General features: G+C 36.4%; 24 protein-coding genes, 1 tRNA gene and 1 pseudogene. 11 read left to right on the forward strand and 15 right to left on the reverse strand.

Annotation, left to right across the window (positions count from 1 at the left end; all coding sequences use genetic code 11):
* Nucleotides 1-274: 274 nt before the first annotated feature.
* The 3 genes from D9782_RS12380 to D9782_RS12390 all read right to left on the reverse strand — a co-directional run bounded on the left by D9782_RS12380 (nucleotide 275) and on the right by D9782_RS12390 (nucleotide 2,342).
* A complete protein-coding gene (locus D9782_RS12380) occupies nucleotides 275-1,168 on the reverse strand; it encodes a ClpXP adapter SpxH family protein (protein WP_026680658.1) in 894 nt (297 codons plus the stop codon).
* A gap of 17 nt (nucleotides 1,169-1,185) precedes the next feature.
* Entirely contained in the window at nucleotides 1,186-1,566 is a 381-nt protein-coding gene (locus D9782_RS12385; protein WP_026680659.1) for a globin domain-containing protein, read from the reverse strand.
* Nucleotides 1,567-1,766: 200 nt separating this feature from the next.
* Nucleotides 1,767-2,342: a CYTH domain-containing protein gene (locus D9782_RS12390; RefSeq protein WP_121604886.1), complete on the reverse strand. Its 576-nt coding sequence runs from the start codon at nucleotides 2,340-2,342 to the stop codon at nucleotides 1,767-1,769.
* A gap of 141 nt (nucleotides 2,343-2,483) precedes the next feature.
* On the opposite strand from D9782_RS12390, the gene D9782_RS12395 reads away from it, so the two are divergent.
* The 3 genes and pseudogenes from D9782_RS12395 (at nucleotide 2,484) to D9782_RS12405 (ending at nucleotide 4,886) form a co-directional block, all read left to right on the forward strand.
* Nucleotides 2,484-3,092, forward strand: coding sequence for a GTP diphosphokinase (locus tag D9782_RS12395; protein ID WP_121604887.1), 609 nt, complete (start codon nucleotides 2,484-2,486; stop codon nucleotides 3,090-3,092).
* An 89-nt stretch (nucleotides 3,093-3,181) separates the two neighbouring features.
* Nucleotides 3,182-3,984, forward strand: a pseudogene (locus D9782_RS12400) (NAD kinase).
* Nucleotides 3,985-4,004: 20 nt separating this feature from the next.
* Nucleotides 4,005-4,886 carry an RluA family pseudouridine synthase gene (locus D9782_RS12405; protein ID WP_026680663.1) on the forward strand — a complete coding sequence of 294 codons (882 nt, stop codon included), beginning with the start codon at nucleotides 4,005-4,007 and terminating at the stop codon, nucleotides 4,884-4,886.
* Here the strand turns inward: D9782_RS12405 and prpE are convergent.
* Nucleotides 4,870-5,610 (reverse strand): bis(5'-nucleosyl)-tetraphosphatase PrpE, encoded by a 741-nt coding sequence (gene prpE / locus D9782_RS12410; RefSeq protein WP_026680664.1) that lies wholly within the window; start codon nucleotides 5,608-5,610, stop codon nucleotides 4,870-4,872. The genes D9782_RS12405 and prpE overlap by 17 nt on opposite strands.
* 234 nt (nucleotides 5,611-5,844) lie before the next feature.
* On the opposite strand from prpE, the gene mgtE reads away from it, so the two are divergent.
* Nucleotides 5,845-7,227: a magnesium transporter gene (gene mgtE / locus D9782_RS12415; protein WP_121604888.1), complete on the forward strand. Its 1,383-nt coding sequence runs from the start codon at nucleotides 5,845-5,847 to the stop codon at nucleotides 7,225-7,227.
* Nucleotides 7,228-7,572: 345 nt separating this feature from the next.
* Nucleotides 7,573-8,094 carry a CotO family spore coat protein gene (locus tag D9782_RS12420; RefSeq protein WP_121604889.1) on the forward strand — a complete coding sequence of 174 codons (522 nt, stop codon included), beginning with the start codon at nucleotides 7,573-7,575 and terminating at the stop codon, nucleotides 8,092-8,094.
* Between the two features lie 48 nt (nucleotides 8,095-8,142).
* On the opposite strand, the gene D9782_RS12425 is transcribed toward D9782_RS12420, so the two are convergent.
* Complete coding sequence (locus D9782_RS12425; protein WP_026680667.1) at nucleotides 8,143-8,601, reverse strand: CotY/CotZ family spore coat protein; 459 nt, start codon at nucleotides 8,599-8,601, stop codon at nucleotides 8,143-8,145.
* Between the two features lie 236 nt (nucleotides 8,602-8,837).
* Between D9782_RS12425 and D9782_RS12430 the strand changes: the two genes are divergently transcribed.
* The 3 genes from D9782_RS12430 (at nucleotide 8,838) to D9782_RS12440 (ending at nucleotide 9,809) form a co-directional block, all read left to right on the forward strand.
* On the forward strand, nucleotides 8,838-9,125 hold the full coding sequence (locus D9782_RS12430) for a hypothetical protein (protein ID WP_121604890.1): 288 nt from the start codon (nucleotides 8,838-8,840) through the stop codon (nucleotides 9,123-9,125).
* Between the two features lie 74 nt (nucleotides 9,126-9,199).
* Entirely contained in the window at nucleotides 9,200-9,403 is a 204-nt protein-coding gene (locus tag D9782_RS12435) for a hypothetical protein (RefSeq protein WP_026680668.1), read from the forward strand.
* Nucleotides 9,404-9,554: 151 nt separating this feature from the next.
* On the forward strand, nucleotides 9,555-9,809 hold the full coding sequence (locus D9782_RS12440) for a hypothetical protein (RefSeq protein ID WP_034678802.1): 255 nt from the start codon (nucleotides 9,555-9,557) through the stop codon (nucleotides 9,807-9,809).
* A gap of 32 nt (nucleotides 9,810-9,841) precedes the next feature.
* On the opposite strand, the gene D9782_RS12445 is transcribed toward D9782_RS12440, so the two are convergent.
* The 6 genes from D9782_RS12445 to D9782_RS12470 form a co-directional block, all read right to left on the reverse strand.
* A complete protein-coding gene (locus D9782_RS12445) occupies nucleotides 9,842-10,549 on the reverse strand; it encodes a DUF421 domain-containing protein (RefSeq protein WP_026680669.1) in 708 nt (235 codons plus the stop codon).
* Nucleotides 10,550-10,979: 430 nt separating this feature from the next.
* Nucleotides 10,980-11,402, reverse strand: coding sequence for a GNAT family N-acetyltransferase (locus D9782_RS12450; protein WP_121604891.1), 423 nt, complete (start codon nucleotides 11,400-11,402; stop codon nucleotides 10,980-10,982).
* Nucleotides 11,399-11,920: a YjcG family protein gene (locus tag D9782_RS12455; RefSeq protein WP_026680671.1), complete on the reverse strand. Its 522-nt coding sequence runs from the start codon at nucleotides 11,918-11,920 to the stop codon at nucleotides 11,399-11,401. Before D9782_RS12455 ends, D9782_RS12450 begins: the two co-directional genes overlap by 4 nt.
* Before the next feature lie 153 nt (nucleotides 11,921-12,073).
* Complete coding sequence (locus D9782_RS12460; protein ID WP_121604892.1) at nucleotides 12,074-12,799, reverse strand: alpha/beta hydrolase; 726 nt, start codon at nucleotides 12,797-12,799, stop codon at nucleotides 12,074-12,076.
* Nucleotides 12,800-12,855: 56 nt separating this feature from the next.
* Nucleotides 12,856-14,676: an ABC transporter ATP-binding protein gene (locus D9782_RS12465; RefSeq protein WP_121604893.1), complete on the reverse strand. Its 1,821-nt coding sequence runs from the start codon at nucleotides 14,674-14,676 to the stop codon at nucleotides 12,856-12,858.
* Nucleotides 14,666-16,396 (reverse strand): ABC transporter ATP-binding protein, encoded by a 1,731-nt coding sequence (locus D9782_RS12470; RefSeq protein ID WP_121604894.1) that lies wholly within the window; start codon nucleotides 16,394-16,396, stop codon nucleotides 14,666-14,668. The genes D9782_RS12465 and D9782_RS12470 overlap by 11 nt, the downstream gene beginning before the upstream one ends.
* 627 nt (nucleotides 16,397-17,023) lie before the next feature.
* Here D9782_RS12470 and D9782_RS12475 point away from each other — a divergent pair.
* A tRNA-Val gene (locus D9782_RS12475) sits at nucleotides 17,024-17,096 on the forward strand.
* 110 nt (nucleotides 17,097-17,206) lie between these two features.
* On the opposite strand, the gene D9782_RS12480 is transcribed toward D9782_RS12475, so the two are convergent.
* Nucleotides 17,207-17,797, reverse strand: coding sequence for a site-specific integrase (locus D9782_RS12480; protein ID WP_121604895.1), 591 nt, complete (start codon nucleotides 17,795-17,797; stop codon nucleotides 17,207-17,209).
* 114 nt (nucleotides 17,798-17,911) lie between these two features.
* Between D9782_RS12480 and D9782_RS12485 the strand changes: the two genes are divergently transcribed.
* Nucleotides 17,912-19,270 (forward strand): transposase, encoded by a 1,359-nt coding sequence (locus D9782_RS12485; RefSeq protein WP_121604346.1) that lies wholly within the window; start codon nucleotides 17,912-17,914, stop codon nucleotides 19,268-19,270.
* A gap of 59 nt (nucleotides 19,271-19,329) precedes the next feature.
* Here D9782_RS12485 and D9782_RS12490 read toward each other — a convergent pair whose 3' ends face one another.
* Both D9782_RS12490 and D9782_RS12495 read right to left on the reverse strand, forming a co-directional pair.
* Nucleotides 19,330-19,902, reverse strand: a complete 573-nt coding sequence (locus D9782_RS12490; protein ID WP_121604896.1) for a tyrosine-type recombinase/integrase — start codon at nucleotides 19,900-19,902, stop codon at nucleotides 19,330-19,332.
* 75 nt (nucleotides 19,903-19,977) lie between these two features.
* Complete coding sequence (locus D9782_RS12495) at nucleotides 19,978-20,454, reverse strand: ImmA/IrrE family metallo-endopeptidase (protein WP_121604897.1); 477 nt, start codon at nucleotides 20,452-20,454, stop codon at nucleotides 19,978-19,980.
* A 230-nt stretch (nucleotides 20,455-20,684) separates the two neighbouring features.
* Between D9782_RS12495 and D9782_RS12500 the strand changes: the two genes are divergently transcribed.
* Nucleotides 20,685-22,043 (forward strand): transposase, encoded by a 1,359-nt coding sequence (locus D9782_RS12500; protein WP_121603749.1) that lies wholly within the window; start codon nucleotides 20,685-20,687, stop codon nucleotides 22,041-22,043.
* 167 nt (nucleotides 22,044-22,210) lie between these two features.
* Here D9782_RS12500 and D9782_RS12505 read toward each other — a convergent pair whose 3' ends face one another.
* Nucleotides 22,211-22,495 carry a hypothetical protein gene (locus D9782_RS12505; protein WP_121604898.1) on the reverse strand — a complete coding sequence of 95 codons (285 nt, stop codon included), beginning with the start codon at nucleotides 22,493-22,495 and terminating at the stop codon, nucleotides 22,211-22,213.
* Nucleotides 22,496-22,528 lie beyond the last annotated feature (33 nt).

The raw sequence follows: 22,528 nt of genomic DNA on the forward strand, positions 1-22,528 counted from the left end.
TTGTAAATCGTATGTAGTGAGGAGATCATTTAGAAGTGACATTTTTGTGAAATCATGAACATACTACTTGAAAGGTGTAAAGTTACTTGGTATATTTATATTGTAAGTTAAATACAAACAAAACCCCTTTGTTTGATCATGAAACTTTCTCCCATCCCCCTTTGTTATTACAAAGAGAAAAAAGGCTATACGCTGCCCCGTATAGCCTTTTTTTATATATAAATAATAATGAATAATGACATTAGGTTAAAAAAGTCTTATAAAAGATTGTTGATTAATCATCATATTTCCAAAAATCACCATATTTCACAGGGACTCGAACTACTCTCTGCTTAAGCTGTAACTTCTTCATTTCTCTTTCCGCTTTGGCCATGGACCAATCATAGACCACGGCAATCTCTTTTGTTCCAACTGTTTTATAGAAGGAAAGAAAACTTTCCAATGGCGGCTTTTCCGAAGGGATTGGCTCTTTCTGCAAAATCTCTCTAAGAATTCGAACATAAATTTCATAAGGGTAGAGACCTGATATTTTAATCCCTTGTTCCTCTGTAACTTGATTAAAGAAAACAATCGTTGGAATAAAATCAACTTCCATTTCTTGCGTTAACTTTAAATCACATTGAAAAGCCTTCTTAGCTGATGATGAGTACAAATCGTTTCTGAATTCATCTGTATCCAAATTTGCTGCTTTTGCACATGCATAAAGCACTTCTTCGTCTGATATATCTTGTTTATATAAAAATGCACTCTCTTGAATTTTACGAAGAAAAATACGACCTGCTTTTTTCCCTTGTAATTCAGCAGCTTTGATGGCTAAGGATGCAATCCACGGATAAGGGATCGGATTTTCAGTCCATAGGTCCCCATCACAACACATACCAGTCCGTTTCGCTGTTTTTTCCCATATATCTTTTATTTTTCTAGGACGGTCAAATTGGTCTTTATTCAATGTATTTAGGTGTCCACTAATAATTGGACGTATAGTGAAAAAACGGCCGTATTCCATAGACAGCTTTTTTAAAAATGGCTCTAAAGCCCAGCACTCAGGACAAAGTGGATCAACAAAAACATAGATTTCAATTGGCTTCTGAACAAAATCAAAAAAGCTATATTGCTCCGATGTGTTTGATTGATAGGAGGATGTAACTCCAGAATGATCCCAACTCACATCGATTCTCCTTTCTCCTATTCTGGCGTGTTCATCATGTGGTTTGCAGTTAAGGTTAATTTTTCAAATATAGCTGTGCGATAGGGTTCAGCTATTTCTGCTTCTTCTAGTGCATGTGCCATACAATCAAGCCAAGCATCTCTGCGGGTAGGCGTAATCTCAAAAGGTAGATGTCTTCTACGTAACATTGGGTGACCACGCTCTTCAGCATACAATGATGGTCCACCCAAAAATTGGGTAAGGAAAAGTTTTTGTTTATGGATTGTTTCTGTTAAATCTTCTGGAAAGATTGGAATTAAATCTGGATGCTTTCCAACACGTGCATAAAAAGCTTGCACAAGCCGATCAACAGAAGCAAAGCCACCTATTGCTTCAAAAATGGTTCCAGGTTGTTTCATTCTCATTTTCCCCTTATTTGTTTCTATTTATTGTAGCAACGGAATGGGAAGTGGGCAAATAATCTGATTAGAATGGCTAGGTGAATGGACCCATAATTGGTTAATAATAGCAGAAAACTAAAAACGAGCTTTTTGTTTGTATTCTATTCTATTCAAGGACATGGCAAATAACTCTTTTTAGTCTAGAATGAATCACTATTCTACATAGTATTTAATGTTGAGAAAAAACGCTTGATTTTATTTGGTGTATCTCTTTTGGGAATTCGATAGGAAGTCAGCAGTTCATTAAATTTCGCTAGTCCATTTTTAGTAGATGTTGCCTCTAGTTCTAGCTCATAATCCGATGTTCCATTATACGTGCTATAATCAAGTACTAGCAAAATGTCCTCTTTCTGTACTTCTCTTCGTTCTGTTTTCAAACTGCCAAAATAACTAAGAGATGATAGTGAAATTCCTAATTCATGTAATTGTGCAGATGTTTCAGGTTTTTCTACCATCTTTCCTCTAAAACATGCTTCTGCCTCTTCTTTTGTTATAAAGTCATGTGTTTCTAGTAACCCTTGCGCGTGTGGTTCTTTAAGCGTTAAACGATAGAAACCATTTTTTTCTCGAATGCGTAGAGCACATCCTAACTGTTGCAATGCAAGATCCTTTGTTTCAAAATAGTAGTTGGTCTGTGTGTCACTATAAGCAGGAAATGGTATTTGACTTAATAAGCGGTGGTACTCTTGTTGGGTTAATAAATTTTTAAATTCAATCTCTATTTCTTGTGCCATAGTTACCCTCCACGTGAAAAAATAAGCTATTATTGATTATCGCCAATTTGCTACAATTTTGCAAAGATTAGTCATTGACCAATTCTGTGATACAATAATAGAGGCTTAATATTTGTGATAAACAATTAGGTGGTGTTGCATGTGAATTGGAAAACAATACTTGCTCCATATACGCAGGTTGTTGAAGAATTAAAGGTTAAATTAAAAGGGATTCGTAAACAATTTGAATATGATTCCAGACATTCACCAATTGAATTTATAACTGGCAGGGTAAAACCAATCCCTAGCATCCTAGAAAAAGCGGAAAATAGAAAAATCCCATTAGAGCATATAGAAAGAGAAATTCAAGATATCGCTGGTGTACGAGTGGTTTGTCAATTTGTAGATGATATCTATACCGTTGTAGAAATGATTCGAGCAAGAAAAGACTTAACGATTATTGAAGAGAAGGACTACATATCTGCAAAAAAAGAGAGTGGTTATCGATCGTATCATCTAATTATTGAATACCCTGTGGAAACAATTGATGGAATGAAAAAGTTACTCGCAGAAATCCAAATTCGAACATTGGCCATGAACTTTTGGGCTACAAATGAACATTCTTTGAATTATAAATATAAGGGAAGTATACCTTCAGAAATTAAGGAGAGATTACAAAAGGCGGCAGAGGCAGCTTTTAAACTGGATGAGGAAATGTCTATGATCAAGCATGAAGTTCAAGAAGCACAGCGAATGTTTCATCGAAAGTAAGTAAACACACTCCTTGTTCAAGTCAAACTAGAATAGTAAAATTTACATATGAATTTAAACTACATACATCAAGGAAGAGGGATGTTGAAATGAAATTCGCAATTGTGTCAAAAGGAGATGCGCGCTCCGAACAAATTAAAGGTACAATGACACAGTATTTAACAGATTTCGAATTAGAATATAATGCAAATGAGCCAGACCTTGTTATTTCAGTAGGTGGAGATGGGACCTTTTTAGAAGCTTTCCATACGTACGTTCATCGTTTAGGTTCAACTGCTTTTATCGGTGTTCATACCGGACATTTAGGCTTCTATGCAGACTGGGTACCTGATGAAGTGGAAAAATTAATTATTGAAATAGCTAAAACGCCGTTTCAGGTTGTTGAATATCCTCTCCTTGAAGTGATCATTCGTGCTAAGACCGGTGGGAGTGAAGATCGGTTTTTAGCATTAAACGAAGCAACGATAAAAACTGCCGATGGCTCTGTTGTATTTGATGTAGAAATTAAAGGGGAGCATTTTGAAACCTTCCGTGGTGATGGCTTATGTGTCTCTACTCCGTCAGGCAGTACGGCATATAATAAAGCACTGGGGGGGGGATAATTCATCCTTCGCTTGATGCAATCCAGTTAACGGAGATGGCATCCATCAATAATCGTGTATTCCGAACTATTGGATCACCACTTATTCTACCCAAACACCACACATGTTTACTAAAGCCGATAGTAGATCGAAGTTTTTTAATTGCTATCGATCATTTTACAACGAATTATACGAATGTAAAATCGATCCAGTGCCGAGTGGCAGAAGAACGAATTAGATTTGCGAGGTTCCGCCAATTTCCATTTTGGAATAGAGTCAGGGATTCCTTCGTAGCTGATGATAATCATTAATTAGAAAGAGAAGCGAAGTCATGGAATGGAAAATAAAGAACGTACATCAGGATATGCTCATTCGAGATTACTTACGTGACATACAAGGATTTTCAAGACGAATTGTAAAATCCATTAAATTTGATGGTGGAAGTATACTTGTTAATGGTACTACTCAAACGGTCCGTTATCGATTACAAGAGGGGGACAGGCTGACAGTCCACTTTCCCCAAGAAAAAAAAGGTAGCCTTATGCAGCCAGAAGCGATTGAACTCTCGATTGTATACGAGGATGAAGATATTGTAGTTATTAACAAGACACCAGGTATGGCAGTTATCCCTTCCATTCATCATCCAAATGGGACAGTAGCAAATGGCTTATTAGCTCATTATGCGAAGCAGAATGTACCTTTTACCGTTCATATCGTAACACGTTTAGACCGAGATACATCTGGTTTGATGCTCGTAGCAAAGCACCGATATAGTCATTCGATTTTAGCTGATTCACAACAACATGGTGAAGTAACGCGGAAATATCGAGCAATGGTGGAGGGGAAGCTAAAGAATAAGCATGGTACCTTTCGTGCTCCGATCGCTAGAAAAGATGGATCAATTATTGAACGAGAAATTAATACGAAAGGAAAGTCGGCAATAACACATTATATAGTAGAGAAAGAGTTTTCGCACTATTCATTAGTCTCTGTTCAATTAGAAACAGGACGTACCCATCAAATTCGTGTACACTTCTCTGGAAATGGTCATCCACTTCTCGGAGATACGTTATACGGAGGCGCTACAACCACCATTTCCCGGCAAGCATTACATTGTAATGAGCTTTCTTTTAAGCATCCAGTAACAAAAGAATGGTTGGAATTTTATTCTGAACTTCCCGTGGACATGGCTGCTGTTATGAAAAATAGCTGAACTTTTCCTTTACAAATGGCTGTTCCGATGGAACGGCTATCGTTTTTTCCTCAGGAAGTCGAAAGGCTGTTAGCTTATTTCCAAATACGCATCCAGTATCGATATTAATCGTTTTCTTCATTAATCTGGGTTCTATAACAGGTGTATGTCCATATACAATCCATTCATCACCATCGTAGTACTGTGCCCAATCTTTTCGAATCGGTCGTCCATCTTCGTGCACTTCACCCGTGATATCACCATATAATACAAATGTTTTTACCTTTTTATCTGTTCTTCCGATGAGGGATTCCTTAATTCCTGCATGAGCAATAATTGCGTTTGCTTCTGGTAGCTGTAAGTAGAGAGGAGCCTGTTCGTATAACGTCATAAATTGCTTACGAACAACCTCTTGTTGCTTCTTGGTAAGTGATTTATATTCAGCAACAGTTGTTTCTAAGCCATGTCGTTGCTGAACTTGATTACCTAGAAAGTAACGGTATAGTTTATTACAATGATTACCAGGTACATATAAGGCTTTCTTATGAACGATAGCCATCTTATAGACGAGTTGAATGACAGCGATTGACCTAGGACCGCGATCGGTAATATCTCCAACAAAAATGGGAGTTCGTTGATGTGGATGAAGATAAATTTCATTTGTTTTGAAATAGCCTAGCTCGATAAAAAGATGCTCCAGTTCATGTAGGCAGCCATGCACATCACCAATTACATCTATTTTCATTGTAAAATCTCCTTGATTTGTTCGGTTATTTTGGATATGATATGTTGCGGGAATAATCGCATTACCTTAGTTTGAATTGTATCATATTATATATACGGAATTTCATTTACAAACAGAAGCTTGCTTCAATATTGTTAGAAATGATGATAAGGGACCATGACTTCATGTGATTTTTGTTTGATTGTAAACAGACAGGGTAAAATGAAGTGTAGGAAATAAAAAGGATGTGATCGTATGGAATCCAATAATCGATTTGATAAAGAATACGAAGTACAGTATGAACAGCATTGGGAGAAACTACAACAGGCACTGGATGATGATAATTTAGAAGGATTTCGTAGCGAGTTTTTAGACATGCATCCCTATGATCAGGCTATGTTTTTTATGGAACAGGAAAAGGCGATTCGTCTGCAAATATATACGTATTTATCTCCAGAGGAAATTGGTGACATTATGGAGAGTATGGACGAAGAGGATACACAGGTTTTAATGGCCGAAATGGATCCCCGCTTTGCATCCATGGTGCTAGCAGAAATGTCTGCTGATAATGCAGTGGATATTCTGAATGAGTTAGAAAAAGATCAGGTTGCTAGCTTTTTAACTATTATGGATAAAGAAGCCGCTGAAGAAATAAAACAATTGCTACATTATGAAGAAAAAACTGCTGGTAGTATCATGACTACAGAGTTTGTAGCAACGTACAAAACGTATACTGCTCAGCAAACAATGCAGCAGTTAAAGGAGGATGCTCCTGAAGCGGAAACGATCTACTATTTATATGTATTGGATAAGGATAAGCGCCTTGTAGGTGTTCTGTCTTTACGTGACTTAATCGTAGCGAATGAAAATACATTGATAGAAGATATTATGAGTGAAAAAATCGTAGCAGTATCTGTAGGGAAAGATCAGGAAGAAGTGGCACAGATGATTCGAGATTATGACTTTCTTGCATTACCAGTCGTTGATTTTCAAGATCATTTACTCGGTATAATAACCGTCGATGATATTTTAGATGTAATGGAAGAAGAAGCAAGTGAGGATTATTCTAAGCTTGCAGGGGTATCTGACATGGATAAACCCCATGATAATGCATTTGTTTCAGCACGGAAGCGATTACCATGGCTTATTATCTTGTTATTTTTAGGTATGTTTACAGCTAGCTTAATTGGTCGTTTTGAAGAAACATTAAATCAAGTTGCAGTGCTTGCGATATTTATTCCATTAATTGCAGGTATGGCTGGAAATACTGGGACACAGGCACTGGCTGTTGCTGTCCGAGGCTTGGCAAATGGTGATTATGGCAAGCAAGGAAAAGCGAAGCTCGTTATGCGAGAGGCTTGTACAGGATTAATAAATGGTATTGTATGTGGTCTCGTTATAACGCTGGTTATCTATTTATGGAAGGACAGTATTTATCTCGGATTACTTGTAGGTATATCTATTGCAGCAACTTTATTAGTAGCTACACTTGCAGGTGCACTCGTACCAATCTTAATGGAACGTATGCATATTGATCCAGCAGTAGCCTCAGGACCATTTATTACAACTATCAATGACATTATATCAATCCTCATTTATTTTGGAATGGCAACTGTATTTATGGGGTTCTTAACATGACATCACTTTCAGTTAAAAATGTAATAGGTAGTTAAGAACGAATTTATAACAGTTATACTTGCATGAGCTGGCTTGCACATCGATTTCAGCTTTCCTGCCATATGGAAAAAGCAGAAAGAGATTGCTTTCCAGAATAGAAAACACTTTTTTCATCTGTGGTTAGGTATCTAGGTGAAAAAAGTGTTTTTTAAGTTGGACAACAGCAGTGTTTAGCTATAAGTATGTGGTTACATTTGGTACACAATCCTGAAGCTAAGATTAGCTTATACGAAAATTTAAACAACACATTTCTAGATATGGGTTCATATAATGGGTTGAGGAATGATATAAAAGGAGAGGTGAGGAATGGGAAAGAAGTATGCAAAAAACCCTTTGCTCTTTATTCATCAGCCTAAGGAAGTAGATAAAAAAGTACCCATGCAGCATATGTATGTTACTCCAAAAGAGAAAAAAGAAAGTAAACCAGATCATCAGGAAACTGTAAAGAAGTCGATAAGACACCGAGCATTTGCCGAACAAGATAATGAATCTCAAAATGAGAGCGACTTATACATGAATGACACAGATTCCGAAGTTGAAGACAAAATGGAAATGACGGAGGAGGACATGACAGAACAATCCTTGAATAATAATGGTGATAAACAAAGGTTTAAGGATATGTCTATCGAAGAGAAGGTTAATTATTTTGTGAATTCTCCTAGCTATGCACCGAAACTAAAGTGTGAAATTAGGACGGAAGGTAGAAATTATCGAGGTGTAATAACAGGTTCAGAAGGAAATGATGTATATGTTCGTGTAGGTAATCGGTCATCAAGTACAAAAATCTCTTTAGATGATATTAAGCACATAAAGCTATTAGGATTTTAACAAAACATCAAAAAACTGGGGAAACTCCCCAGTTTTTTGATTCATTCTTTAGTGTATTGCATTAATTGCTGGTAGGCAAGTTACATGACAGAAGCAGCTTAAGTCAACCGTCATACAGATGCCTGTTGTACATAATGGCTTTGTATCTTGATCTACTGGATCTTTTGGATCACGATCATCATCACGTGGGTCTCTTAGTAGTTCTATTACTGCACAGCAATCATCGGTTACCTTCTTAACGCGGAAGAAGAAACTTCCAACTATATCACCAATATCGCTTGGATGAGCTCCGAATCCTTTAAATGGTTTACAAGTACCTTTACAATATAAAATGACAGGTACTGTATCTAGACCATTGCCGTTATCTGTATCTCCCAAGAGATCGTTAATGGACTGTTCGCAGCTTGTGTCACAGCAATTCTCAATGACATCATTTTGTGCCTCTACGATTTCCTTTAAAATATCACATACACAGTTGCCTGTATCAAAATCTTTTCCACAACCCATGAATTATTTCTCCTTTCGATTATAATTGACTCATTTGTCTTTAATAGAATATGTCTGATTATTAGGATTGTGTGGGCACTCACACTAATTATTGATTTCGATTTAGGGTTATTTGCCATTTCATCGTAATGAGGACATTTATATATTTTCTGGGTAAATTCCGGGCGAATGACTATACCTGACAGTGTTGTTAACATAGACTAATAACGACCATACGTATAGAGGGAGGAAAGCAAATGTCTGAAAGAAAACAAGTCATTCATGTGAAAGATCTTGTGATCAAGGCAGATAATGTCCATATAGAACCATCACGACCACAAAGACCATCACGTCCATCTCGCCATCGAAGGGATCCATTCTTCGGTCGTGGACATCGTGAGATAGAGGAATCAGCAGAAAGTGAAAGCTCTGAGGAATATGAACATGACAGAAGAGAAGAGCGACATGATGATCGTGATGAAGATGATAGAAGAGAGCGTAAAGATGATGATCGGGGAAATAGAAGAAATTTCTCTTGGTTTTAATTTCAGATAAAGCAGCTGAATAAATAGCTGCTTTTTTTATTCTAAAGTCAGATCATGCTTAGTGGAGGATAATAATGAGGATACCAGAGCCTAAATGGATGAAGCATTTTCATGATATAGAAAAGCATCTAGGAAAAAACGAGAAGTGGTTACAGTTCCCAGAGAAAAAGGCTAAGAATATAGAACAGGATATGGAAAAATGGAACAATGAATTTTTGAAGATGATTTCCAATGTAGAAGATATAATAAAAGAATTAGAGAAAAAAATGGAAGAATAATTGATAAACAGGAATATTGTTATCGCCAAACGGGTATCGTTAAAGGATAGGTTAAGATCAATGTTAACATCGAAATTAATTCTTTAATTATCTGAATGTTTTGTGCGGTTGGGTGGGTAAATGATATACTAAGTAAAAGGGAGAGATGGTAATGGGATATATTTTGCCAGTTCAGCATTATCAATATCAACATTATCACCAGAGAGTCGAGACAAAGCAGCAACGAATGTTTTATATAGAAGAGCCATTTAAAGCACTACTTGATAACAAACATCAAGCATTAACCAAAAAGTATGAACGGTTTTATCGACAAGGCTATGACCGATATAGCATAAAGCCGATTGTATATCCAGAACCCTTTATTAAGCTCACAGCAAAGGGAAAGTCTGTTGATAAGGTTATTTAACATAAATAGATGCTCAGCATTTTCACTATCTGCTAAGCATCGAATTTATGGTGTTCTCTATTGACGAAAGGAAGGATAAATAATTCTTGCCCCTTCATATATTCTGCATAAAATACATCACTGACTTTTTCATAGTCCTGTTCTTTTAGTTGTTCATACAGCCAATCTTCTGTTAAATTTTTTTCTTTTAGGTTGTCATAAATAATTTCTCCGTCATTAATTAACGTAGTTGCCAAGTTTATTTCTTGGGGGGAAACATGCAGGTCTTGCTTATTCGGCATTTGATACGGAGGCTTACGGATAACCGATATGGTGCCGTTTGTTTCCATAAATGCGAATTCCACCTCTCGTAAGGAAAAAACATCTTTTGTACGAAGTAGACTTTGTAGTTGATTTACGTCCAAGCTGTTTTTTTTCATCACATCTCGAATTAATTTTCCTCTGTAAATAACAAAATCTGGTCCACCTTCTAATAACTGACGCGTACGTTTGAATTTCTGTGTGATCACTTCTGTTACATAGATTAACGAGCCCCAAAGTGTAATAACAAAGGCAATTTCAGGAATGCCTGCTTCTTTATCAAATAACGCATTTCCTACTAATTCACCAAGAATTAGGGCAGAAATAAAGTCAAAGGGAGTTAACTGTGTAATTTGAGTCTTGCCAAGAATTTTCGTTAACACAAATAAGGATAAAAACCCAAATATTGTATCACCTAACATCTGCAGATAAGAATCCATTCATCCTGCCCCCTTCAAACAATATCATCCATTAGCATAACCTGTAATGGGAAAATCATTCATGATAAAATGGGACGTTACTGAATTGTAAAGAAACCATACAAAAAAGAGAAATAATTTATTATAAAGTACTTTTGGATTGGGGAATTTAGCTGGGTGTATTAATGCAAATAATAATGTTTAACTTTCACCACAACCTAAAATATAGACACTTTCCGCGGACACGCCTTTAGTTAACTTGGCAGAGTGGATTCTCAGAAGCATGCCTTTTTTCAAAAGAGTCACTAGCTAGGATGAAAGGGCAAGTGTATCCATAATATTGATTATTTCAACCTGGACGATAAAAAACCGAACTACTATCGTGATATGATAATCGATAATAGTTCGGAAATTCGTTTTCTTCATTTTTTTGTCTTGTCCTTGATTTTTGTTAGAGCTCTTTCACCATCGTTACATGAGGGATGCCAGCATCCATAAACTCACCAGATATGGTTTTATAGCCTAATCGTTGATAGAATTTTTCTGCATGTGTTTGACCATTAAGCTTTGCTTTATGATAGCCTTTTTCTAGAATGACAGCTTCCATTGCTTGAATAAGTTGTTTTCCAATCGCTTTTCCACGATACGTTTTTAGTACGCAGATGCGTTCTAGTTTTCCATAACTGTCTACGAAGCGAAGGCGGCTAGCCGCAATTGGCTTATCATCATCGTATACGACGAAATGAGTGGATGATTCATCATGTGCATCTAATTCTTCTTCTGGAGGTACGTTTTGCTCATCAACAAAAACAACTGTCCGCACATAAAAGGCTTGTTCTATTTCCTCTTGTGAGGTAACTACTTTTATGTTCAAACTGGTTCCTTTCCGAAAACAAAGGAGTCATGAACCGTCCATGAACCGTTATCTAATTGATACATAAGCTGGAAGCGATCAACCTCATCTTCAATTTGGATATTTTTCATTTGTAGACTACCAAACACATCAGAATATTCGTCATGCGAAAGTTTTTGCGCAATCGTAATATGTGGTACGAATGCATATTCTTGATTTTTTGGGAATTTCCCTGACTGCATCTTCTCGTATAATTCAATAAGCTCTTTAATCGGTTCAACTTTTAGGTATATCGTGTTTGTTACAGGAGCAAAGGTGCTCACTTTATTAATGTTTATCTTGAATGGTTTTGTTTCATTTGCGATACGTTTTAATTCAGTAACCAATTCCTCTAATTGATCATCATCATCTACTTGAAATGCTTCTTTTAATGTAATATGTGGAGGAATTAACGCATAGTGCGGGTCATAACGCTTTCTATAAGAATTTGCTTCATCCTGTACGGCCTTCGTTGGGAAAATAGCGATACCATATTTCATTATAAAACCTCCTATTTTAATCAAACGTCTTATCTACTAGTAAATACTCGTTTGTTAGATATACTGGATTTTTTAGTTACCCTTTATTATAACAAAAAATTTGGCAAAATAAGAGATTTTTTTGCACTATCTGAAAAATTGCTTCCAATTTTCCTAGTCGAACATAGTAACTAGTGCACGTTTCATATCCTTTTGCCAGTATTTCCATGTATGTTCACCAGCTTCCAACTCATGATACGTATAGCTTGTTCCCATATTGTGAAGGGTTTTGTGTAGTTCGCGGTTCGGTGTGACAAAATCCATTCGTTGCCCATCTGTCGTATCAACAGCTGTTTCTTCGGTACCAATCGTATGATAAATATCAATAGCATCAAGTTGCTTAGCTTGTGCCGCAGCCTGTAATACAGTTTCATCCACGTAGGGGGATTGCATAATGACATTTCCAAACGTATGCGGATAACGAAGTGCGGTCATAAATGCCAGTGTCCCAGCCAAAGAGTCTCCCATCAAGGTCCTAGACTGACCCATATGATAAGTAGGGAGGAGGTCATCCAAGAATGGGACAATTTCATTTACTAAAAATTTTGTGTAAGATTCATTTTGTTCACCGCTTGGATGGTATTTCTCCCGACGATCATATTTATTTTGATAATGGATTCCCACAAAAATGGTGTTCGTCATATCCTCACTATCATGTAGTCTATCGCTTAACGTCGCTATTCTACCCATTTGGTAATAGTCATTTCCATCTTGCATGATGCAAATATGGTATTTGTAAAGTGGAGAAAATGATTCTGGCTGATATATCTTTAATGTCATTATTTCGTTTAAGTACTTACTATTTATTTGTTTCTCCATCATTGTTCCTTTTCTTCCCATGATTCCACCCCTTATATTGTATCAATATTCCCGTTGTCTTAATTAGTAAAACAAAGTTAGTTGGCATTCTCCAATAGTTGGCCAGTAAATAGTTGATGATATTTCCCTTTTTGGGCAAGAAGTTCTTCATGACTTCCTTGTTCAATGATCTGCCCATGCTCTAACATAATGATTTTATCCGCTTCTTGTATTGTGTTCAAACGATGTGCTATAACGAAGCTTGTTCGACCATTCATCAGGCGTTTTAGTGCATCTTGAATTTTCAGTTCGGTAATTGTATCAATATTACTAGTTGCCTCATCAAGAATTAAAATCGAAGGCTCAGCTAGTAGTGCACGAGCAATAGTGAGTAGCTGCTTTTGTCCTTGGCTAATGCCGCTACCTTCTTGATCAAGCACAGTATCATAGCCATTAGGTAATTTTTTGATAAAATCATATGCGTTTGCATCCTTAGCAGCTTGAGTCACTTCTGCATCCGTTGCTTCTAGTCGACCATAGCGGATGTTTTCTCGTATCGTTGTATGAAATAGAAAGGAATCTTGCAATACAAAAGCCATATGTTTTCTTAGACTGGATCGTTTTATGTTCTTAAGCGGGATACCGTCTAGACGAATTTCTCCTTTGTCATAGTTATAAAAGCGTGATATAAGGTTAATGATGGTTGTTTTTCCAGCACCTGTATGCCCGACAAGCGCAACTGTCTCACCAGACGCTGCTTCCAAATTGATGTTATTTAAAATGATGCTTTCTTCGTATCCAAATGAAACGTGATCAAAGACAATATTACCATTCGTACGATCAATGCTTCTGGCAGTAATTTCATCTGCTTCTTCCTGCTTCTCATCCAATACTCCAAATACTCGCTCAGCACCAGCTACAGCAGATAAAAGAATATTAAATTGATTAGATAATTCATTTAACGGGCGAGTGAACTGCCGAGCATATTCTGTGAAAATGACAATGATACCAACAGTGATTTGTCCTTGTATCGCTAAAATACCACCTATTAAAGCAATTAGCCCAAAGCTAAGGAAGTTAAGCATGTTCATGACCTTCGGAATGAATCCAGAAAACGTTAGTGCCCAAAATCCTGCTTTATTTAAATCCTTATTACGTGTCTCAAACTCTTGCATAACTCGTTTCTCCTGAGAAAAGGTTTTGACAATATGCTGTCCAGAAACAATCTCTTCGACATAGCCATTTACTTCACCAAGGTTTTTTTGTTGCAGTTTATATAATGGGCCAGTTCGCTTTGTGATCCAGCGCATGCCAATAAACATTACCGGTACGATTGTCATTGTAACAACTGTCAATATCGGACTGAGATATAGCATGACGCCAATTGTTCCAATTAGCGTAAGGACACTGGAAAATATTTGGATAACTGATTGATTTAACGTATTATTTACATTGTCAATATCATTGGTAATTCTACTCATTAATTCACCATGCTGCCTTTTATCAAAATAGGCGATTGGTAGATGATGGAATTGATGAAACAAATCGGATCGTAATGCGTAAACAGTGTTTTGGGCTACGCCAATCATCCAAAAATTTTGTAAGAAGATGGCTAGCGAATGAAATAAGTAGATAAAAACAAGCCAAATTAACAAAGCGGCTAATCCAGCACTTTCCTTCGTAACAATAAAATCATCGACCGCCATACCAATCATATAAGGACCGAGTAGACTGAGGCTAGAACTTGCAATAACCATCAGAATAATTAACGTAAGCTTCACTTTTTCTCTTGCAAGATAAGCCCAGATTCGTTTTATTGTACCAGCCGTGTCTTTTGCTTTTTTATTACTCGTTACTTGAATTGTATCTATTGGGATTTTTTCATATTGAAAAGGCTGCTTTAATTGATTATTTCGCATTTGCGTACTCCTTTCCAAATTGCGACTCTACTAGGCGTTGATACAGTTCAGACGTTTCCAGTAATTTCTCATGGGAACCAATGGCTAGCATTTTGCCTTCATCCAGTAATAAAATACGATCTGCACGCATCGCTGTAGAGATTTTTTGCGTTATAATTAATGTCGTACAGTCATAACTATCGATTGCAGTAAGTAAATGTGATTCTGTTGTTAAATCAAGGGCACTTGTACTATCATCTAACATCAAGATCTTTGGCTTACGAATGAGTGCACGAGCAATAGATATGCGCTGTTTTTGCCCTCCAGATAGATTTACTCCTTTTTGTCCAACTCGAGTAGCATATTGCTGATCTAATTCCATAATGGTATCGTGTATTTGCGCATCCTTGGCGGCTTGCGTAATCTCTTCAGTTGTTGCGTCGTTTTTTCCCCAAGCAATATTGTCCGTAATTGAACCAGTAAATAGCAGTGGACTTTGTGGAACATATCCAATGCTACCACGTAAATGATCTAATGAATAAGCTTGTATTTCTTTATGATCAATTTTTATCTGTCCCGTTTTGGCGTCATATAACCTAGGAATCAATTGGAATAATGATGTTTTTCCTGCACCTGTTGAACCAATCACTGCGAGGCGCTCTCCGGCTTCCACAGTAAAGCTAACGTGATCAATCACCTGTTTGTCACTGTCTGGGTAAGAAAAGGAAACGTCCCGAAACGTGATAGAACCATGACTCACCTTTAAGGTGGTATCCGATTCATTGGTATCTTTTAGGTCTACCTTTAGGTGAAGGACTTCACTGATGCGATCTGCGGAGGCCTTCATCCTAGATAAACCCATAATGATAAAGGTGAACATCGAGATAGACATCGCTACTCGCATGGCGTAGTTTACGATTGCTACTACGTCACCTACATTGGTTTCCCCAGCTATGGCTTGAGTGTTTCCAAACCAAATAATAAAAATAAGGCTTAAGTTCATAACGAATAGTAGCACTGGCATAGATGATTCCACAAAACGAAAAGTGAAACGAGTGCGGCTCGCAAGCTCTTTATTTGCTTCTGTAAAGCGAGTTTTTTCATGGTTTCTTCGGAAGAAAGCCTTAATTAATCGCATACCTGCTAGATTTTCTTGCATGACTCGATTGACGTTATCTATACTTTTCTGTACATTATTAAACAGGCGACTGGCTATTTTTAATACCCATAAAATAAAACCAATTAATATTGGAACAGTCACTAGAAAGATCAGTGCAAGCTTTGCGTTGACAATAAATGCCATCGTGACACCACCAATAACAATTAGAGGTGCTTTGGACATAATTCGCAATATCATAAATATAGTATTCTGAATTTGCCTAACATCATTGGTAAAGCGTGTCATTAAACCAGATGTAGGGTATTTATGCAAATTTGCAAAGGAAAATTCCTGAATCTTTGCAAATAATCTCTCTCGGATATCATGGGCAAATCCCCAGCTAACATGGGACGCATAAAATGAATTAATAATTCCAGCGATAAATGCAGTGAATGCGAGACCAATCATAATACCGCCCCACATCACAATATTTCCAATATCTTGATTTACCACACCATTGTTAATCATTTTCCCCAGGAAGAAAGGAAGTAAGAGCTCAACCGCTAATTCAATTAGCATCAGCATATAGGCGAGAATAGCAGGGAGCTTATATGGTTTTAAAAAAGATAAGACTGTTCTCACGATGACCCTCCCCAAAGTAGTTTTCTACTATTATAAATGGAAAAAATTTTTTTATCCAACATCCTATTTCGAGTGACGAAGGAATTTGGAGGTTTGATCATCTTTTACGGGGGGATGGAGTATTTCAGAAAAGAAGTAATTTGAAAAAATTATAAGCTAGTGGCAGGTGTTTGCGAATAAACGAAAGTAATAAAGAATAATACAATTAGTTTAATTATTATAATGGTTAATTCTCAGAATGCGTGAAGTTTATTTACATGTTTATATAGAAAAATTTGAGTAACTATATTCATCTTTTTTAGGGAGCGTATACCAAGATAAATGTAGAGATATAAATGATAAAATTTGATAGCAATTGAACTACACTCTCAATTCATTTTTAATACGATTAGTATTGTCTATTAAAACAAGAAAGAGGCTGTATTAATTTATGTTGTAGCTAAATTTTAAAAGTAGAGTTCAGAATTAAGATTTTCACATTTTCTTAATATATTAATGTTTGGATTGGAAGAAATATCACTTACTTTACTTGGCAACGTTATAAAAAGTTTATAACCTAAAAAGAAGTGATTGACAGAATAGAGGAAGAGACAGTATATTAATAGAGTAACCAGTATTTATTAATGCGATTCCGTAGCTCAGCTGGGAGAGCGCCACCTTGACAGGGTGGAGGTCGTTGGTTCGAGCCCAATCGGAATCATACCTTCAAACTATTGATATAACAATGTTTGGAACTAAAACACCACCTTTTGAAAAGGCGGTGTTTTTTATTGATTTTAATAATTGATACGAAATTGATACGAATGACTACTAATTTTGATAGAACATTTTACTGAAATTATTAACCGTTTCCTTTTGTAAATTTGGTAGCAGGTGGCTATAAGTATCAAGGGTAATTCTAACATTTGCATGTCCTAAACGTTCCGATACTATCTTAGGATTAACACCCTGTTTTAATAAAAGACTTGCGTGAGTATGGCGAAGATCATGAAAGCGAATTTTTTTAATTCCTGATTTATCTATAATTGAGTAGAAGGATCGTAATAAATTTCTTGGTGAAAGAGGTAATCCTGTGCTAGTTCTTACAACTAAATCATTTTGACTATTATAGACTGGACTGTTTACCATCATTTCTTCTTCTTGGAGGGTACGATGTTTTAAAACCTGAGAAAGAGTATTACTATCAATAGAAATTCTTCTGTTCCCTGAATTGGTTTTAGCTCCTACGCTTAATTCTTGACCTTTGTGAGATAATGTCTGAACTATTGAGATAGTTTCATTTTCAATATCGATATCTTTCCATCGTAAACCAAGTATTTCTCCTTGTCTCATTCCAGTTGTCAACGCTAAAAGGAAAGCATGATAATAACGTGAATCCTTAGCTACATGAGTTAATTTCATAATATAGAGCCCTTGGGGCTCAAGACTTTAAAGACATAAAAATTAGAGCACCTCCCCAAATCCTGTATAATGTTAGTTACCACACAAACATAAACAGAGAGGTGAGATGCCCCTATGTCTATTATACGACAACAAAGCTTGTTTGACATACACGAATTATATGAGATGGAACCTACCCATCATTTTGAAGCTGTTTTTTCAACAATCAATTTGGATCCCATCTTGAATTTATTTGATAAACCTAATAAAGTTGGTGCCCCAAGAGAACTGAATTACGGTGCCATGATCTACTCATTAATCGCTCGTGTGGTGGAGCGAATTGTAACAATCAAAGACCTGATTAGGCGTTTAAAACGTGATCCTATTTTTCGATATGACTGTGGATTTCTTCACTCTGACCAAATTCCTTCTGAAGCTTCTTATTCAAGAATGGTTACTATCATCAGTGAATCAGATGAGATGGAACATATCCATGATGAGCTGATTTTTCTTGCCATCGATGAAGGGCATATCGGCGAAGAAAACATCGCTATTGACGCTACTCATTTCGAGGCAAGAGATCGCGCTCATACATCCGATAAGAAAGAAAGGACAACACCGAAAAAGCGCGGACGCAAACCAAAAGCTGAGCGTGAACAATGGCTCAAAGAAAAACAGGCCGAGGAAGAAGCGCGTCCGATTTATGAAAAAGAAATTGTTCATCAGCTTTCTGAATCAGTGGAAGTGTTGTTGAATGAAGCCCCCATCGAACCAAAATGGGGAGTCAAGAAAAACAGTGATGGAAAAAACATCTTCTGGTTTGGCTACAAAGGTCACTTAGCCGTTAGCACAAAAAGCCAGTACATTCTTGCGGGGATGATGACGTCCGGTAGCCTCAATGATGGAAAGGCAGCCATCCCTTTATTAAAGAAAATTAATCGCGATCTTCCGTCTTTATTTACTGCTGGCCTTTTCGATGCCGGTTACGATTATGAACCAATCTATCAACAATTAATCGATCAGGATCTACAAGCTGTCATTCCATATAACCGACGTAACGAAGGAGAGACGGTTGGTTATGACGAGTACTTCGCACCGACTTGTGTCCTAGAGCATTCCTATCGCTACGACAGCTTCGATCCAAAATACAAGACATTGAAATATACACGTCCGAAGGAATGTGCAACGTGCCCATTACAACACGACTCACTTTGTCAAAAGACTTTTAAAATCAGACAATCTACAGATATCCGAAAGTACACCAATCCCGCAAGGGGATCGAAAAAATGGGATGAACTGTACAAAGAACGTACCGCTGTCGAACGTGTTAATGCCTATTTGAAAGAATTCTTTGGACTGAATAATGTCCGTCACCGAACCGGGAAAAAATCAAGGCTTCACTTCCATTTAGTGACGCTTGTTTATAATGCCTCGAGATTAGCCGCGGATCGGATTAGACTAGAAATGAAACATAAGACGCTAAAAGCTGCATAAATAAAATTGATCTTTATTAAAAAAACTTAAAAATCATCAAGGAACAACTCTATGCATTTTTAAAAACAGCAATTATGAAATTGATTCACATTTAAAAAAATGTTAATCTCATCTTGATTCCACACCTCAACTTCTTTTTTTATAACTTTCGGTGCATCTACCAAAGTAGCTGGATTTCTATTAATCATTCCCCATTTAAATGCTTTATTTAAAGAATCGTTAATAATAGTGTGGATTTTCCTAATGTTTTCAGAAGAAAGTCTTTTATTTTCTTTAAGATTATTATAGAGAGTCTGGATTTCTCTGGGGGTGATTTTTTGTAATTCTATATCTCCAAGTGAAACTAATATGAAGTTTTCTACAAGGTATTGATAATTAGAATAGGTGCTTTTCTTTACGTTTATTTTTTTGTCCTGTAGCCAACTATCCATAAAATCTCTATATAAAGTTTTGGAAGGTTCGATATATGTTCCTTTATTTACTGAATCCATAGCTTCAATCATTGCATTTTCGGCTTCTTTTTTAGTTTTAAATCCACGTTTTAGTTTCTTTTTATACTTATTACTCTCTTTGTAGCTGAAAGAGTAATACCATTTGTTTTTCTTAGCGTTCTTATCTTTGTAAACAGGCATTTGTTTAATTCCTCCTTAATAGCTTGTATGAATATAAGTATTAAAGTAAAGAAATGCTTAGAATGTATGTTCTGTTTAAATGCATGAAAAAATAATCCTGTTATTTGATATCCCATCTAATTTTATTTTTATTGCTTGAATCGGTAAATTAAAGAAACTTGCTATTTCCTTTAATGAAATTGTACTGATTTTACTTAATTGTGAAAATAATATTTCATCAGTTAAAACCAATTCTGTAGCAAATACAATGGTTTCTGGATTATTCATTTTGATGAAAAGAACAGATTGGTCTGGATTAAAATTGAAAAAGAAATGACCTAGCATATAGGCGATACAAAAGTTTTTATTTTTGACTCTAGGATTGATATGGATTAGAGGCTGAGCGTAGCAATATTGAAGAATTCCTTTTGCCTGTCCTAGATCACTTGCTTGAATCTTTATACAAAAACGATTGCATAGTTTATAAACATCATTTGTTTGATAGTGATCGATTATTGCATTTACTTCTTCTTTGATGCTGTCTCTGGTAAAAATAAGTATCCACTCCTTGATTTATGTTTTTTGCTATTTCAAGACGCCTATATATTAGTATATTAGGAATATTCTGTTATAAATAATACGATTTAAGTTATTATTTCGTTTCATTTTTTAGATGAGTTAATTTCATAATATAGAGCCCTTGGGGCTCAAGACTTTAAAGACATAAAAATTAGAGCACCTCCCCAAATCCTGTATAATGTTAGTTACCACACAAACATAAACAGAGAGGTGAGATGCCCCCTATGTCTATTATACGACAACAAAGCTTGTTTGACATACACGAATTATATGAGATGGAACCTACCCATCATTTTGAAGCTGTTTTTTCAACAATCAATTTGGATCCTATCTTGAATTTATTTGATAAACCTAATAAAGTTGGTGCCCCAAGAGAACTGAATTACGGTGCCATGATCTACTCATTAATCGCTCGTGTGGTGGAGCGAATTGTAACAATCAAAGACCTGATTAGGCGTTTAAAACGTGATCCTATTTTTCGATATGACTGTGGATTTCTTCACTCTGACCAAATTCCATCTGAAGCTTCTTATTCAAGAATGGTTACTATCATCAGTGAATCAGATGAGATGGAACATATCCATGATGAGCTTATTTTTCTTGCCATCGATGAAGGGCATATCGGCGAAGAAAACATCGCTATTGACGCTACTCATTTCGAGGCAAGAGATCGCGCTCATACATCCGATAAGAAAGAAAGGACAACACCGAAAAAGCGCGGACGCAAACCAAAAGCTGAGCGTGAACAATGGCTCAAAGAAAAACAGGCCGAGGAAGAAGCGCGTCCGATTTATGAAAAAGAAATTGTTCATCAGCTTTCTGAATCAGTGGAAGTGTTGTTGAATGAAGCCCCCATCGAACCAAAATGGGGAGTCAAGAAAAACAGTGATGGAAAAAACATCTTCTGGTTTGGCTACAAAGGTCACTTAGCCGTTAGCACAAAAAGCCAGTACATTCTTGCGGGGATGATGACGTCCGGTAGCCTCAATGATGGAAAGGCAGCCATCCCTTTATTAAAGAAAATTGATCGCGATCTTCCGTCTTTATTTACTGCTGGCCTTTTCGATGCCGGTTACGATTATGAACCAATCTATCAACAATTAATCGATCAGGATCTACAAGCTGTCATTCCATATAACCGACGTAACGAAGGAGAGACGGTTGGTTATGACGAGTACTTCGCACCGACTTGTGTCCTAGAGCATTCCTATCGCTACGACAGCTTCGATCCAAAATACAAGACATTGAAATATACACGTCCGAAGGAATGTGCAACGTGCCCATTACAACACGACTCACTTTGTCAAAAGACTTTTAAAATCAAACAATCTACAGATATCCGAAAGTACACCAATCCCGCAAGGGGATCGAAAAAATGGGATGAACTGTACAAAGAACGTACCGCTGTCGAACGTGTTAATGCCTATTTGAAAGAATTCTTTGGACTGAATAATGTCCGTCACCGAACCGGGAAAAAATCAAGTCTTCACTTCCATTTGGTGACGCTTGTTTATAATGCCTCAAGATTAGCCGCGGATCGGATTAGACTAGAAATGAAACATAAGACGCTAAAAGCTGCATAAATAAAATTGATCTTTATTAAAAAAACTTGAAAATCATCAAGGAACAACTCTATGCATTTTTAAAAACAGCAATTATGAAATTGATTCAGATATGTTTTTTATAAGAATTTTCTTTTATATATTTTTTCGTGCAATAGTTTATAAAATCTGTTTTATTTTCTTCATTATTAATCTTGTCTGGATAATCTTAAATATAGCTCTTTCAATTTATAGTTTCCAAGCATATTTACACTTAAATTTTTCCATTCAGATTTTTGAAAAGAGAGCACTTCATCAGCTCCATTTATTTTTAATTTTGCTAAGAACGTATTGTTATCCTGTAAACGATAATGCCAGTTGTTTTCTATTATTTTTTTACCTTCTGGATTCCACTTATCCGCTTGATTAATCATTTGAATAAATGTATTTACAGCTCCAATTACTTCATTTTTATAATGGGTTTCTAAATCCATTTTCTCACCTCATATTTTTTGCTACTGCTCATT

The sequence above is a fragment of the Virgibacillus sp. Bac332 genome (assembly GCF_003667785.1).
Lineage (GTDB): Bacteria > Bacillota > Bacilli > Bacillales > Amphibacillaceae > Virgibacillus > Virgibacillus salarius.

Coding starts and splice junctions, on each gene's coding strand:
- D9782_RS12385 (WP_026680659.1), bottom strand. CDS start 1,566: ATGAAACAACCTGGAACCATTTTTGAAGCAATAGGTGGCTTTGCTTCT.
- D9782_RS12430 (WP_121604890.1), top strand. CDS start 8,838: ATGTCTGAAAGAAAACAAGTCATTCATGTGAAAGATCTTGTGATCAAG.
- D9782_RS12465 (WP_121604893.1), bottom strand. CDS start 14,676: ATGCGAAATAATCAATTAAAGCAGCCTTTTCAATATGAAAAAATCCCA.
- D9782_RS12390 (WP_121604886.1), bottom strand. CDS start 2,342: ATGGCACAAGAAATAGAGATTGAATTTAAAAATTTATTAACCCAACAA.
- D9782_RS12505 (WP_121604898.1), bottom strand. CDS start 22,495: ATGGATTTAGAAACCCATTATAAAAATGAAGTAATTGGAGCTGTAAAT.
- D9782_RS12455 (WP_026680671.1), bottom strand. CDS start 11,920: ATGAAATATGGTATCGCTATTTTCCCAACGAAGGCCGTACAGGATGAA.
- prpE (WP_026680664.1), bottom strand. CDS start 5,610: ATGAAAATAGATGTAATTGGTGATGTGCATGGCTGCCTACATGAACTG.
- mgtE (WP_121604888.1), top strand. CDS start 5,845: ATGGAATCCAATAATCGATTTGATAAAGAATACGAAGTACAGTATGAA.
- D9782_RS12435 (WP_026680668.1), top strand. CDS start 9,200: ATGAGGATACCAGAGCCTAAATGGATGAAGCATTTTCATGATATAGAA.
- D9782_RS12460 (WP_121604892.1), bottom strand. CDS start 12,799: ATGGGAAGAAAAGGAACAATGATGGAGAAACAAATAAATAGTAAGTAC.
- D9782_RS12425 (WP_026680667.1), bottom strand. CDS start 8,601: ATGGGTTGTGGAAAAGATTTTGATACAGGCAACTGTGTATGTGATATT.
- D9782_RS12405 (WP_026680663.1), top strand. CDS start 4,005: ATGGAATGGAAAATAAAGAACGTACATCAGGATATGCTCATTCGAGAT.
- D9782_RS12480 (WP_121604895.1), bottom strand. CDS start 17,797: ATGAAATTAACTCATGTAGCTAAGGATTCACGTTATTATCATGCTTTC.
- D9782_RS12500 (WP_121603749.1), top strand. CDS start 20,685: ATGTCTATTATACGACAACAAAGCTTGTTTGACATACACGAATTATAT.
- D9782_RS12420 (WP_121604889.1), top strand. CDS start 7,573: ATGGGAAAGAAGTATGCAAAAAACCCTTTGCTCTTTATTCATCAGCCT.
- D9782_RS12440 (WP_034678802.1), top strand. CDS start 9,555: ATGGGATATATTTTGCCAGTTCAGCATTATCAATATCAACATTATCAC.
- D9782_RS12445 (WP_026680669.1), bottom strand. CDS start 10,549: ATGGATTCTTATCTGCAGATGTTAGGTGATACAATATTTGGGTTTTTA.
- D9782_RS12490 (WP_121604896.1), bottom strand. CDS start 19,902: ATGCCTGTTTACAAAGATAAGAACGCTAAGAAAAACAAATGGTATTAC.
- D9782_RS12485 (WP_121604346.1), top strand. CDS start 17,912: ATGTCTATTATACGACAACAAAGCTTGTTTGACATACACGAATTATAT.